The following is a 13,680-nucleotide window of genomic DNA, read 5'->3' on the forward strand; positions in this document are numbered from 1 at the left end:
GTCACACCCGTTCCCATACCGAACACGGAAGTTAAGCTCTCTAGCGCCGATGGTAGTTGGGACCTTGTCCCTGTGAGAGTAGGACGTTGCCAGGCTTATATTATTCCGCAGTAGCTCAGCGGTAGAGCTATCGGCTGTTAACCGATCGGTCGTAGGTTCGATTCCTACCTGCGGAGCCATTATGCTTCCATAGCTCAGCTGGTAGAGTACTTCCATGGTAAGGAAGAGGTCACCGGTTCAAGCCCGGTTGGAAGCTTGGGAAAAGTTTTTGTTTTTTTTTTGGCCCGTTGGTCAAGTGGTTAAGACACCGCCCTTTCACGGCGGTAACACGGGTTCGAATCCCGTACGGGTCACCACTTTTGGAGGATTAGCTCAGCTGGGAGAGCACCTGCCTTACAAGCAGGGGGTCGGCGGTTCGATCCCGTCATCCTCCACCATATATTTTTAAATGTCGGAGGGGTAGCGAAGTGGCTAAACGCGGCGGACTGTAAATCCGCTCCTTTGGGTTCGGCAGTTCGAATCTGCCCCCCTCCACCATTTTCTTTAAAATAACCTGAGAGGGTTTATTTTTTTGAAAAGATAACCATACTAGTAAATATTAATGGGCTATAGCCAAGCGGTAAGGCAACGGACTTTGACTCCGTCATGCGCTGGTTCGAATCCAGCTAGCCCAGCCATTTACGAGCCATTAGCTCAGTTGGTAGAGCATCTGACTTTTAATCAGAGGGTCGAAGGTTCGAATCCTTCATGGCTCACCATTTTCGCGGAAGTAGTTCAGTGGTAGAATACAACCTTGCCAAGGTTGGGGTCGCGGGTTCGAATCCCGTCTTCCGCTTAATTACTAAGGGGCCTTAGCTCAGCTGGGAGAGCGCCTGCCTTGCACGCAGGAGGTCAGCGGTTCGATCCCGCTAGGCTCCATATAAATAGGAAAAGCTTACATCAAATGATGTAAGCTTTTTTTGTGTTTAAATTTCACTCAAAAAGGAAACTTTTCCGTATATCGTTTAAAATGAAAAAAAGGGATTGAATAAGGGGGGGATAATTATGAAAGTTGTCATTGCATCGGATTCATATAAAGAAAGTCTGAAAGCTATAGAGGTATGTGAAGCTATTGAAAGGGGCTTTGCAGCAGTTTTTCCTAAAGCAGAGTACGTTAAAGTACCAATTGGAGATGGAGGTGAAGGAACGGTCGAATCTCTTGTTGGTGCTACAATGGGGGAAATTATATCACTTAATGTGACAGGGCCGCTTGGAGAGAGCGTGCAAGCCTATTATGGTATGTCTAAGGATAGGGAGACAGCATTTATTGAAATGGCGGCAGCATCAGGATTACAACACGTTTCAATTGAAAAGAGAAACCCACTTATTACAACGACAAAAGGGACAGGCGAACTGATATTACATGCATTAGATCAAGGAGCTAAACACATTATTTTAGGGCTTGGAGGAAGTGCTACAAATGATGGTGGGGCAGGTATGTTGTCTGCTTTAGGCGTAGAGTTTATTAATAGGAAAGGTGAAATAATTGAGCCCTCTGGAGGAACATTACATTTGATTACTGCTCTTAACCTTTCTCGTATGGATACACGTTTGAAGGATATAAAGCTAGAAGCAGCATGTGATGTCGACAATCCATTAGTTGGACCAAAGGGAGCGTCTTTCGTATTTGGGAGACAAAAGGGTGCGAATGTAGAGATGATGAAAGAGCTAGACGGGAATTTAAAACATTATGCTAATATACTTAAACAGTATGTATCTTTTGATGTGTCCCTAATACCTGGTGCAGGGGCAGCTGGAGGAATGGGAGCGGCTGTCGTTGCAGTACTAAAGGGGCAGCTAAGAAAAGGGATTGAAATTGTATTAGATTATACAAATTTTGATAAGTGTATAGAGGGTGCCGATCTTATTGTAACTGGTGAGGGAAGGATAGATGAACAAACAGCTTATGGAAAAGCTCCTGCTGGTGTCGCGAAGCGGGCGAAATGTCGTCATATTCCTGTAATTGCTATTGGTGGATCTGTATCCTCGAATTATACGACTGTTTACGAAAAGGGAATTGATGCAGTGTTTAGTATTACGGCTAGCCCAATGACATTAGAAGAAGCATATAAAGCGGCAGAAGAGAATATCGAAATGACAGCAAAAAATATTGCAGCAGTGTGGAAACTAGCATCAAAAAAACGCTTCTAAATGTAGAAGTGTTTTTTTTATCCAGTTATTTGAGGGTATCTTGTGTAATCCTAGGTGGTGATGGAGAAAAGCACTGATAAAAATATTAGCTGATAGAAAAGTTAGTTGGTTCATTAAGTTAACTTTATACATAGAATGGTTTAAAAATTGGGATTCTAACGTAAATATAAGTGAATAAAATGTATATCTATGCAGAAAAATGTCGAGTTGAGTCAGACTATATAAAAGATTTAAAATATTTAGTGAAGGCATAAAAGGGGGATACTATCTATGAAAAAAGAAATCTCAGTTATTGGAGTTCCAATGGATTTAGGACAGATGCGTCGTGGGGTTGATATGGGACCAAGCGCGATCCGTTATGCAGGGGTAGTTGAAAGAATTGAACAAATTGGATATGACGTAAAAGATATGGGAGATATATGTATAGAGAGAGAAAAAGAAGTAGATGAAAATACAAAATTACGAAACCTTACTCAAGTTGCAACTGTATGTAACGAACTAGCGACTAAGGTTGATCATATTATAGAAGAAGGTCGTTTTCCACTTGTATTGGGCGGCGATCATAGTATTGCTATCGGTACGTTAGCTGGTGTGGCGAAACATTATAAAAATTTAGGTGTTATTTGGTATGATGCACACGGTGATTTAAATACAGAAGAGACTTCACCATCTGGAAATATTCACGGTATGTCACTTGCTGCAAGTTTAGGATATGGACATTCTTCACTTGTAGACTTATACGGGTCATATCCAAAGGTGAAGAAAGAGAACGTTGTAATTATCGGTGCACGTGCATTAGATGAAGGAGAAAAGGACTTTATTCGTGAAGAAGGCATTAAAGTATTCTCAATGCATGAAATTGATCGTATGGGTATGACGGCTGTTATGGAAGAAACAATTGCGTATTTATCTCATACTGACGGTGTTCATTTATCATTAGATTTAGATGGGCTTGATCCTCATGACGCACCAGGAGTTGGAACACCTGTAATTGGTGGTCTATCGTATCGTGAAAGCCACCTAGCGATGGAAATGTTAGCAGAAGCTGATATTGTTACATCTGCTGAATTTGTTGAAGTAAATACGATTTTAGATGAGAGAAATAGAACAGCAACAACAGCGGTTGCTTTAATGGGTTCTTTATTCGGTGAAAAACTAAAATAAATGTAAGAAAAGCAACTGAGAAGTTGCTTTTTTTATTTGAAAATAGGCGTATAATAATGACTTATATTATACTGTAGGATAAGAAAGTTTGACATCTTACCAATTTAAGCTAAAGGGGGGCGTTTGTAATTGTCGTTTGGTTCATGTATGGTATAATTAACTAGTTGTTGGAAATACATACAGATAGAGCATAAAATAATATTTCAATATATGGATAGAATTGCTCGTAAGTAGGAGGAAGGGTTAGCATGCCTTTTGAAGATACGACCATTTTGAAATATCTTAGTACGGCATTAGATATTGCTGTTGTATGGTTTATTATATATAAGCTAATTCTTATAATTCGGGGCACGAAGGCTGTGCAACTTTTAAAAGGTATTACAGTTATTATTGTCGTCCGGATGATTAGTATTTTACTTGAATTGCATACGCTATATTGGCTAACGGAACAAGTATTAACGTGGGGATTTTTAGCCGTTATTATTATCTTCCAGCCAGAATTGAGAAGAGCACTTGAGCAGCTAGGACGGGGTAGCTTATTTTCGCGTGTGGGAAATCAGGGGGAAGATGAACCTGAAATTGTTGCAACAGCGATAGCTAAAGCAACGGAATATATGGGAAAACGTAGAATTGGTGCACTAATTACTTTGTCAAAAGAGACTGGGATGGATGATTATGTAGAAACGGGTATTCCGCTAAATGCAAATGTATCATCGGAATTACTCATTAATATTTTTATCCCTAATACCCCTCTTCATGATGGAGCAGTAATTATGCAGGGAAGTACAATTAAAGCAGCAGCATGTTACCTTCCTTTATCAGAAAGCCCATTTATTTCTAAGGAGTTAGGAACTAGGCATCGCGCTGCAATGGGAGTTAGTGAAGTCACCGATAGTATTACAGTAGTTGTGTCGGAAGAAACAGGCCAAATTTCTTTAACGAAAAACGGTGAGTTACATCGTGATTTGAAGACAGAACAGCTAAAGGATATGTTGTTAGCTGAATTTAGTGGGAACGAAAAAACGACTTCTTCGTCTTTATGGAATTGGAGGAGAAAGCGTCATGGATAAGTTAATGGAGAATCATTGGTTTTTAAAAGGAATCTCATTACTATTGGCGTGTATGCTTTTTATGTCAGCAACTTTAACTGAAAAAAATACGACATCGAGTATATTACCTTTCGTAAATGAAACGAAAGAAACATTAACTGATTATCCTATTACCCTTAAGTATGATGAAGAGAAATATATTGTAAGTGGTATTCCAGCAGGTGGAGTCAAGGTGAAGTTGGAAGGCCCAAAATCAGCAGTTGCTACAGCAAAAGCAAAAAAACAATTTGATATATCAGTTGATTTGCGAGATAGTCAAAAAGGAACTTATGAAGTTTCTTTAAAAGCGAACGGGCTTCCAGATGATGTGAAGGGGACAGTTCAGCCAGCAACAATTAAAGTCACTCTTCATGAAAAAGCGAAAAAGTATGTTCATGTAGATTTAAAATTATCAAATGAAGACCAGATGCCAGCAGGTGCTACCATTGAGAAATCAAGTATTAAGCCTGACACTGTTGAAGTAGTTGGAACAAAAGAAGAAATAGAAAGTATTTCATCTGCTAAGGCATATATAGATTTAAAAGGTGTTAATAAAACAGTTACAAAAACAGCAGACGTTACATTATACAATAAAGAAGGAAAACGTTTAAATGTAAAAACAAGTCCATCTAAAATAAGTGTAACGGTGAATGTAGCGACACAAGCTACAGCAAATAATGTCGAAAAAACAGTTCCTTTAACATATTCGAAAAAAGGGAATCTACCAGAAGGTTTAGCTGTTACAAATATTAGTGTTGAACCAAAAGAAGTAACGATAGCAGGTCCAAAAGACATTTTGGATAATATACAATCTATAGAGGGGGTCGAGGTAGATCTTAGTCAATTGACGGATTCTACAACATTCGATGCCTCTGTTTTATTGCCAAAAGGTGTAACAAGTGCAAAACCAAATCAAGTGAAGGTTTCCATAGGGGTACAAAAGGTAAAACAAACGAAAAGTAAAACTATTGATGGTATCCCGATTCAAAAAAGTGGAATTCCGAATGATGTTACTGCGCAGCTACTTTCGCCACAAGATGGAAAGATAAGCGTTGATATTTCAGGAGAAGCAAGTATAGTAGATAAAATAACAGCTGCTCAAATAACAGCGGCGATTAATCTGCAAAATGTATCTCCGGGGACGAAAGATGTTTCTATTCAAGTGAGTGGTCCTGGTAATATTTCGATAGAAGCAAAACAAAAAAGTGCTAAAGTCACAATTGTGAAGAAAGAAAAGCCGGATAAAGAAGTACAGGGTAATATTGAACAACCAGATTCAAAAAACAATCAAGAAAATCAAACTGAAAAACCAAAAAATCCTGAACCTAATCCAGAAAAGGATCAGGAAAAAGATAAAGACAAAGAAAAAGACAAAGAAAAAGACAATGGCCAAGAAACGAGCCAAGAACCAACAGTAGATAATCAAAAAGAGCACGAAAAAGGAGCGAATAATAATGGGTAAATATTTTGGTACAGACGGAGTACGTGGGGTTGCAAATAAGGAATTAACACCTGAATTAGCTTTTAAAATAGGACGTTTTGGCGGCTATGTATTAACAAAAGATACAGATCGTCCAAAAGTAATTATTGGCCGTGATACACGTGTATCTGGACATATGCTAGAAGGAGCTTTAGTAGCAGGCCTATTATCAACTGGAGCGGAAGTAATGCGCCTTGGTGTTATTTCTACACCAGGTGTGGCTTATTTAACAAAAGCTTTAGGGGCGCAAGCAGGTGTTATGATCTCTGCATCTCATAACCCAGTACAAGATAATGGAATTAAGTTCTTCGGTTCAGATGGATTTAAATTAACAGATGAGCAAGAAGCAGAAATTGAAGCGTTATTAGACAAAGAAGTTGATGAGCTACCACGTCCAACAGGTACTAACCTTGGACAAGTGAGTGATTACTTTGAAGGTGGACAAAAATATTTACAATACATTAAACAAACTGTAGAGGAAGATTTCTCTGGTTTACATATTGCTTTAGATTGTGCACATGGTGCTACATCTTCTTTAGCTCCATATTTATTTGCAGATTTAGAAGCTGATATTTCAACAATGGGAACTTCACCGAACGGTATGAATATTAACGCCGGAGTAGGTTCTACGCATCCAGAAGTATTAGCTGAATTAGTAAAAGAAAAAGGTGCTGACATTGGTCTTGCTTTTGATGGTGACGGAGACCGTTTAATCGCAGTAGACGAAAAAGGAAACATCGTTGATGGCGATCAAATTATGTTTATTTGCGCGAAGTATATGAAAGAAACTGGTCAATTGAAACATAATACAGTTGTTTCAACAGTTATGAGTAACTTAGGTTTCTACAAAGCGCTTGAAGCAAACAATATTACAAGTGATAAAACAGCAGTTGGTGATCGCTACGTAATGGAAGAGATGAAACGTGGTGGATATAATCTGGGCGGAGAACAATCAGGTCATATTATCTTACTTGATTACATTACAACTGGTGATGGAATGTTAAGTGCACTTCAACTTGTAAATATCATGAAAATGACGAAAAAACCATTATCTGAGCTTGCAGGCGAGATGACAAAATTCCCACAATTACTAGTAAATGTTCGTGTAACAGATAAGAAACTAGCACTAGAAAATGAGAAAATTAAAGAAATTATTCGTGTTGTAGAGGAAGAAATGAACGGAGACGGTCGTATTCTTGTTCGTCCATCTGGAACAGAACCACTTATTCGTGTAATGGCAGAAGCACCGACACAAGAAATTTGTGATGGGTATGTACATCGTATTGTAGAAGTTGTGAAAGCTGAAGTTGGCGTTGAATAATTAGCCTATTTTATTTAAAAGGAGCACAAAAAGTGCTCCTTTTTCATATTTTTTATAGACAATGAAAAAAATTTCATTGACGATTTATATTGTTTGTTATACGATGGTCTTGTTCTTTTTCTCAAAGGAAATATTGTAAATTATAAAAGCGCCAGAACTACAAGTAGTGTAGTTGACGAGGTGGAGTTTATCGAGATTTCGGCGGATGACTCCCGGTTGTTCATCACAACCGCAATCTTTTACTTAAAACATTAAGGTGACTTAGTGGACAAAGGTGAAAGTGTGATGAGAGAAGAGGAACGGATGAATACTAGCTGTATAAGTATATACGGACTTTAACCCAATCGAGAGGAAGGTGAAAGCCGTTACAAGCTTACAGGGCTAGCAATATGTAATCCGTTTTTTAGTATAAATAAAAATGGTATCGGACTATGTCGTTACATGTTCGCAGAGCAGTGTAAGCATTTGTAACGGCGACTAAACATGTGTGGAATCGTAGGATTTATTGGAGAGCAAGATGCAAAGGAAATTTTATTAAAAGGTTTAGAAAAGCTAGAATATCGCGGATATGATTCAGCAGGTATTGCAGTACAAGCAGAGAACGGTGTTATTGTATACAAAGAAAAAGGCCGTATTGCAAAACTTCGCGAAGTCGTAGAAGAGAATGTAGCAGCAAGCGTGGGAATCGGTCACACACGCTGGGCTACACACGGTGTTCCAAGCAAATTAAACGCGCATCCGCATCAAAGTACATCAAAACGTTTTACACTAGTTCATAACGGTGTAATTGAAAACTATGAATTAGTGAAAAAAGAATATTTACAAGATGTAACGTTCGTAAGTGAAACAGATACAGAAATTATCGTGCAGCTTATGGAACAACAAGTAAGTACAGGACTAAGTGTAGAAGATGCGTTCCGAAAAACGTTATCTCTTTTACATGGTTCTTACGCAATCGGACTACTTGATGCTGAAAATCCAAACATGATTTATGTTGCTAAAAACAAAAGCCCGCTATTAGTAGGTGCTGGTGATAACTTTAATGTTATTGCAAGCGACGCTATGGCGATGTTACAAGTTACAGATCAATTTATCGAGTTAATGGATAAAGAAATGGTAATCGTAACAAAAGAAAGCATTACAATTAAAAACTTACAAGGTGAAACGATTGAACGTGCACCGTTTACAGCGGAATTAGACGCAAGTGATATTGAAAAAGGAACGTATCCTCATTTCATGCTAAAAGAAATCGACGAGCAACCACTTGTAATCCGTAATATTATTCAAAAGTACCAAGATGAAAATGGCGGAATTGAATTAGATCAAGATATCCGTAATGCAATTTTAGATAGCGATCGCATTTACATCATTGCATGTGGAACAAGTTATCATGCAGGTCTTGTTGGAAAGCAATTCATTGAGAAATTTGCGAAAGTACCAGTTGAAGTACATGTAGCAAGTGAATTCTCTTACAACATGCCATTATTAACAGAAAGACCATTCTTCATTTACATTTCACAAAGTGGTGAAACAGCTGATAGCCGTGCAGTACTTGTGCAAACAAATGAAATGGGTCATAAAGCATTAACAATTACAAACGTACCTGGTTCTACGCTTTCTCGTGAAGCTGATTATACACTTCCTTTATATGCAGGACCAGAAATCGCAGTTGCATCGACGAAAGCATACACAGCACAGCTTGCAGTACTTTCAATCTTAGCGGCTGACATTGCAAAAGCAAAAGGTGAAGTTCTTGATTTCGATTTAACACATGAATTAGGACTTGTAGCAAATGCAATGGTAGTACTTTGTGATCAAAAAGAAGAGATGGACGCATTAGCAAAACAATTTTTAGCAACAACGCGTAACTGCTTCTTCATCGGACGTAGCGTAGACTTCTTCGTAGGTTTAGAAGGTGCGTTAAAACTAAAAGAAATCTCTTACATCCAAGCAGAAGGATTTGCTGGAGGAGAATTAAAACACGGTACAATCGCCTTAATCGAAAACGGTACACCAGTTATCGCCCTTGCTACACAAGAGCACGTAAACCTTGGAATTCGTGGTAACGTGAAAGAAGTAGTAGCACGCGGAGCTAACCCATGTATCATTTCAATGAAAGGCTTAGAAATGGAAGGAGACAGCTTCGTATTACCAGCTGTACACGAAGCACTAGCACCGCTAGTAGCAGTTATTCCATTCCAACTTATCTCATACTACGCAGCACTTCACCGCGAGTGTGACGTTGATAAGCCACGTAACTTAGCTAAGTCTGTTACAGTTGAGTAGGAGATTGGTAGATTTGAAATAAATTTGTGAAGCTTCACCCCTTTGGATATTTTTATCTAAAGGGGTGTTTTTGTGTCCAAAAGAAAAAAAACATCTAAAATCGATAAATGGATTAAAGAGGGGCGAGGAACTAGCTGTGGGGATGGGGATGGACAGAATCCCCACTGATTAAAGTTTCACTTTATCGGATTTGGAACGGAACCACTTTTGTTTATCTGAATTTTCCGTTATTATTTTAAGTATCCGTGAACAATTTCCTTTATTGCGACAAAAAGAGACGAGAGATTTATGGACATTACAAGGGGGTATATTGATGAAAGTGAAAGAAAAAACATATTTAAGTATAGAAGAGATTATTTCATTACCAACCTTATCAAGTACAAACATAAGTGACGATGGCAAAAATGTAGCATTTGTTAAGAAGACAGCTAACTGGAAAGACAATACATATAGGAATCATATATGGATATATGAAAAAGATAAGGAGCAGAGTTACCCATTAACAACTGGGGATATAGACAGTATACACCCATTATGGTCCCCAGATTCTAGGGATATCGCATACCTTAGCCCAGTTGGTGAGAGGGATAATAAGAAAAATCAAATCTTTGTTAAGTCAATAGATGGTTATAGTGAGTTACAAATTACTGATGAGAAAGAAGGGGTCAGTACATTCAAATGGGAGCCTACTGGTAAAGGTTTTTATTATGTTGCACAGTCAAAAGAATGTGAGGAAATAAAGAAACGTAAAGAGTTATATGGGGACTTCCACCATGTAGGTAAGGAACATCAGAATAATTGTTTATATTACATTGAAATAGAAAAAGGGATACAAAATGATAAAGAGGAACGTGAGATTAGCGGTCTTTATCAATTAACGGAGGGTAAGGATTTTTATATACATAACTTTGATATTTCAAATGATGGGAAAAAGGTTGTATTTATGGCTACACCAAGCCTAAACGATCATATGAATGGTGATCTATACATATTAGATGTTGAAGCTGAGGAACTACAAAAGATGAATGTAGATAAGTTGTTGGGCGGGAGCGTTTGCTTTTCTCCTGAGGGCAGCAAAATATGTTACTCAGCAAGCATAAGGGAGAAGGAGTACTATAGAAACCATATACAAGAAAGTATATTAGAGATATATGATATGAATACTGGAGAGGTAATTCAGCCTCTAACAAACTTTGATAGTACGGTTATGCCATTACAGTGGACAGATAAGGGGATTTTAATTAGATGGCAGGATAAAACTAATTATCTCATTGGGTTGCTATGTGAAGATGGCACTGTGGAAATGTTAAGTGACAAAGTAGATGGCTTTATAATGGATGCTTCTATAACAAGGGATGGACATCATATATCCTATAGTAAGGCTATAACAAATGAAACCTTTGAAATCTATTTAGACGATAAAAAAATAACGGATGAAAATAGCTTTTTTAAAGGGAAGCTGAAAAGTAACAGGGAAATAATCTCATGGCAAAGTAGTGATGGTCTTGAAATAGAGGGTGTTTTATCAACCCCAGTAGATTTTGATGCCAACAAAAAATATCCTTTATTAGTAGTAATCCATGGTGGACCAGCTTGGGCATCTTTTCCGATATTCTCAGACTGTTTTAATGAGAAATATCCGATTGAGCAGTTTATCGAAAAAGGCTTTATAGTTTTAGAGCCAAACTATAGAGGAAGTTCTGGCTATGGTAATGAGTTCTTAAAAGCCAACTATAGAAAACAGGGAATTGCTGACTATGAGGATGTTATATCTGGAGTGGATGAACTAGTTGAGCAAGGGATTGTAGATAAAGATAGAGTAGGAGTTATGGGATGGAGTAACGGAGGATATATATCGGCCTTCTGTTCTACGTTTAGTAATAGATTTAAAGCTATTTCAGTTGGGGGCGGAATTACTAACTGGAGTACCCATTATGTAAATACAGATATCCCTTACTTTATTAGAATGCATTTAGGAAATACTCCATGGAATGATCCAGATATATATACAAAAACATCGCCAATGACATATATTAAATCAGCCTGTACGCCTACCTTAATCCAACATGGCGAAAAGGATGCAAGGATTCCAACTTCCAATGCATATGAGCTATATCAAGGGTTAAGGGATATGGAAGTTGATACAGAATTAATTATTTTTAAAGGAATGGCATATAGTTCTGACCAGCCAGGAATTAATGTGGCTATTATGAAGCAGAATTTGATGTGGTTTTCACACTATATTCTTGGAGAAAGTATGAAAGAATTTAGGGTTTTATAATGGCTTGTTTTAGTCTTTAAGCTTTTTAGGTGCTTGAAATAAAGTCGTACACATTTATTCGGTTATATATGATTGAGTTTCACATTTCGGATAAGGCAAACTGTGAAATGTTTTGGTGTAAATGAGAAAAGAGCCTGAATGTAGGCTCTTTCCTTATTTATATTTAAAAGATGAACTATTCTTATGCAGTTTTACTTAATTTATATGCTTCACGGTTATTTTTTTTGAAAAGTTTTGGGAAAACATAACCATCTAATCCAATACGTCCAGCATTATGTCCTGCAACTAAAATGAACATAGTTAAAATAAGCAGGTTTGGGTTTACACTAACAGTTCCGCTTAATAAAAATGAAAGGTTCATTATGATGCCGAAAAATGCAGCTGTTTTTGTTAATCCACCTAAAATCAAACCTAGCCCTACTAAAATTTCTCCCCATTGAACTAAAAAGCTAAATAGGTCTGCGTTTGGAAGAACAAAATGTTGAAGAAAATCTGCCCACCAACCTTGTACTGCAGGGTGGTCACCTGATGCTTGAGCGATAGCTCCTTTTAGAAAACCACTTGCATCAAAAGACTGTCCAAAAACTTTTCCTATTCCAGCAGCGAGCCATGCATATCCTATGTAAAGTCGTAAAAATAATAATATGAAAGTAGCGCGTTTATCAGTTCTTAAAAAATTGATAACCATTGAAATCCCTCCAATGTATTGTATTTACATGTTTATTATATATCCATTGTGAATAAATTCACAATGGAGGAAATGTGAACAAAAATAGGTTAGGAGTAATTGTTTTATTTTTTGTAACATTTCATCTATTTTGGTAGACTAATAATGGAGATATATCAAAAGGAGGCAAAGAGTAGATATGTGGATGCACTTGTAATGATTAGAAATTAGATAGATGAATTTTTCTCTCGTAAGTGAGGGTTTATTTAGCTATCTGTAAATCATTCAAGGACTGCATATTTAGCTTGTACATCCCTTTTGTAAGGATAGATGCCTATGTGGGGAAATTTATATCTCTTATATAAAATATGCGCCCTTTAACTTTGGAGGAGTATATGATGAATCAATTAAAAAATAAAGTAGCTGTTGTTACAGGTGTAAGTCGTCTAGACGGTATAGGAGCAGCTATTTGCACAGAGTTAGCAGAGGCTGGATACGATATATTTTTTACGTATTGGACAGAATACGATAAAGAGATGCCTTGGGGCGTTGATAAAAATGAACAAATACAATTAAAAGAAAAGTTGATACAAAACGGTGTCAAAGTATCGAGCATGGAGTTAGATCTAACTCAGAATGATGCATCAGATCAGCTTATAAATAAAGTTACTGAACAATTAGGGTACCCTGATATATTAATTAATAACGCAGCGTACTCTACAAATAATGATTTTTCTAATTTGACTGCAGAAGAGTTAGATAAGCACTATATGGTAAATATTCGTGCAACTACACTGTTAAGTAGTAAGTTTGCACGTGGATTTAAGAAGAAATCTGGTGGTAGAATCGTTAATATGACCTCGGGCCAGTTTAAAGGGCCTATGGCTGGAGAGTTAGCCTACGCAACAACGAAGGGAGCTATTGATGCTCTCACTAGTACGTTGTCAGCGGAAGTGGCCCATTTAGGGATAACAGTGAATGCAATTAATCCAGGTCCAACTAGTACAGGATGGATGACTGAGGAGATAAAGCAAGGATTAAGACCGATGTTTCCTTTCGGCAGAATTGGTGAGCCAAAGGATGCAGCAAGGCTTATTAAGTTTTTAGTGAGCGAAGAAGCCGAATGGATTACAGGGCAAGTTATTCATTCAGAAGGTGGATTTAAGAGATAATTTTATAATTAAAAAGAAGGTATCTCATTTC

The 13,680-nt window shown here is 37.5% G+C and carries 9 protein-coding genes, 9 tRNA genes, 1 rRNA gene and 1 pseudogene; 19 read left to right on the forward strand and 1 reads right to left on the reverse strand.

All coding sequences use genetic code 11. From position 1 onward, the window contains the following. The 18 genes and pseudogenes from rrf to ABH959_RS26100 form a co-directional block, all read left to right on the forward strand. A 5S ribosomal RNA gene (gene rrf / locus ABH959_RS26015) occupies window positions 1–95 on the forward strand; the annotation flags it as partial. Between the two features lie 9 nt (window positions 96–104). After that, window positions 105–179: transfer RNA gene (locus ABH959_RS26020), tRNA-Asn, on the forward strand. Between the two features lie 4 nt (window positions 180–183). Next, window positions 184–256: transfer RNA gene (locus ABH959_RS26025), tRNA-Thr, on the forward strand. A gap of 25 nt (window positions 257–281) precedes the next feature. Continuing rightward, window positions 282–356: transfer RNA gene (locus tag ABH959_RS26030), tRNA-Glu, on the forward strand. 5 nt (window positions 357–361) lie between these two features. After that, window positions 362–437 (forward strand) — tRNA-Val (locus ABH959_RS26035). Between the two features lie 16 nt (window positions 438–453). Then, window positions 454–537: transfer RNA gene (locus tag ABH959_RS26040), tRNA-Tyr, on the forward strand. A gap of 65 nt (window positions 538–602) precedes the next feature. After that, window positions 603–677: transfer RNA gene (locus tag ABH959_RS26045), tRNA-Gln, on the forward strand. A 5-nt stretch (window positions 678–682) separates the two neighbouring features. After that, a tRNA-Lys gene (locus tag ABH959_RS26050) sits at window positions 683–758 on the forward strand. Between the two features lie 5 nt (window positions 759–763). Then, a tRNA-Gly gene (locus ABH959_RS26055) sits at window positions 764–835 on the forward strand. 10 nt (window positions 836–845) lie between these two features. Beyond that, window positions 846–918: transfer RNA gene (locus ABH959_RS26060), tRNA-Ala, on the forward strand. A 126-nt stretch (window positions 919–1,044) separates the two neighbouring features. Continuing rightward, the gene (locus ABH959_RS26065; RefSeq protein WP_113938305.1) at window positions 1,045–2,190 is read left to right on the forward strand and encodes a glycerate kinase; all 1,146 of its coding nucleotides are present in this window, start codon (window positions 1,045–1,047) and stop codon (window positions 2,188–2,190) included. A 270-nt stretch (window positions 2,191–2,460) separates the two neighbouring features. Then, the gene (gene rocF / locus ABH959_RS26070) at window positions 2,461–3,354 is read left to right on the forward strand and encodes an arginase (protein WP_113938306.1); all 894 of its coding nucleotides are present in this window, start codon (window positions 2,461–2,463) and stop codon (window positions 3,352–3,354) included. A 248-nt stretch (window positions 3,355–3,602) separates the two neighbouring features. Further along, window positions 3,603–4,424: a diadenylate cyclase CdaA gene (gene cdaA, locus ABH959_RS26075; protein ID WP_002091475.1), complete on the forward strand. Its 822-nt coding sequence runs from the start codon at window positions 3,603–3,605 to the stop codon at window positions 4,422–4,424. Next, window positions 4,417–5,904 (forward strand): CdaR family protein, encoded by a 1,488-nt coding sequence (locus ABH959_RS26080; protein WP_113938307.1) that lies wholly within the window; start codon window positions 4,417–4,419, stop codon window positions 5,902–5,904. Before cdaA ends, ABH959_RS26080 begins: the two co-directional genes overlap by 8 nt. After that, on the forward strand, window positions 5,897–7,243 hold the full coding sequence (gene glmM / locus ABH959_RS26085) for a phosphoglucosamine mutase (protein ID WP_002139928.1): 1,347 nt from the start codon (window positions 5,897–5,899) through the stop codon (window positions 7,241–7,243). Before ABH959_RS26080 ends, glmM begins: the two co-directional genes overlap by 8 nt. 285 nt (window positions 7,244–7,528) lie before the next feature. Continuing rightward, window positions 7,529–7,714: pseudogene (locus tag ABH959_RS26090) on the forward strand (hypothetical protein). 12 nt (window positions 7,715–7,726) lie between these two features. Further along, window positions 7,727–9,529 carry a glutamine--fructose-6-phosphate transaminase (isomerizing) gene (gene glmS / locus ABH959_RS26095; protein ID WP_113938308.1) on the forward strand — a complete coding sequence of 601 codons (1,803 nt, stop codon included), beginning with the start codon at window positions 7,727–7,729 and terminating at the stop codon, window positions 9,527–9,529. 313 nt (window positions 9,530–9,842) lie between these two features. Beyond that, entirely contained in the window at window positions 9,843–11,810 is a 1,968-nt protein-coding gene (locus ABH959_RS26100) for a S9 family peptidase (protein WP_113938352.1), read from the forward strand. 181 nt (window positions 11,811–11,991) lie between these two features. Here the strand turns inward: ABH959_RS26100 and ABH959_RS26105 are convergent, their stop codons facing one another. Continuing rightward, window positions 11,992–12,498 carry a DoxX family membrane protein gene (locus ABH959_RS26105; RefSeq protein WP_002029373.1) on the reverse strand — a complete coding sequence of 169 codons (507 nt, stop codon included), beginning with the start codon at window positions 12,496–12,498 and terminating at the stop codon, window positions 11,992–11,994. 374 nt (window positions 12,499–12,872) lie between these two features. Here ABH959_RS26105 and ABH959_RS26110 point away from each other — a divergent pair, with 374 nt between their 5' ends. Next, a complete protein-coding gene (locus ABH959_RS26110; protein WP_113938309.1) occupies window positions 12,873–13,649 on the forward strand; it encodes an SDR family oxidoreductase in 777 nt (258 codons plus the stop codon). Window positions 13,650–13,680: the final 31 nt, after the last annotated feature.

Origin of the sequence: Bacillus sp. RC51, assembly GCF_044908115.1 — a bacterium.
Taxonomy (GTDB): Bacteria; Bacillota; Bacilli; order Bacillales; family Bacillaceae_G; genus Bacillus_A; species Bacillus_A mycoides.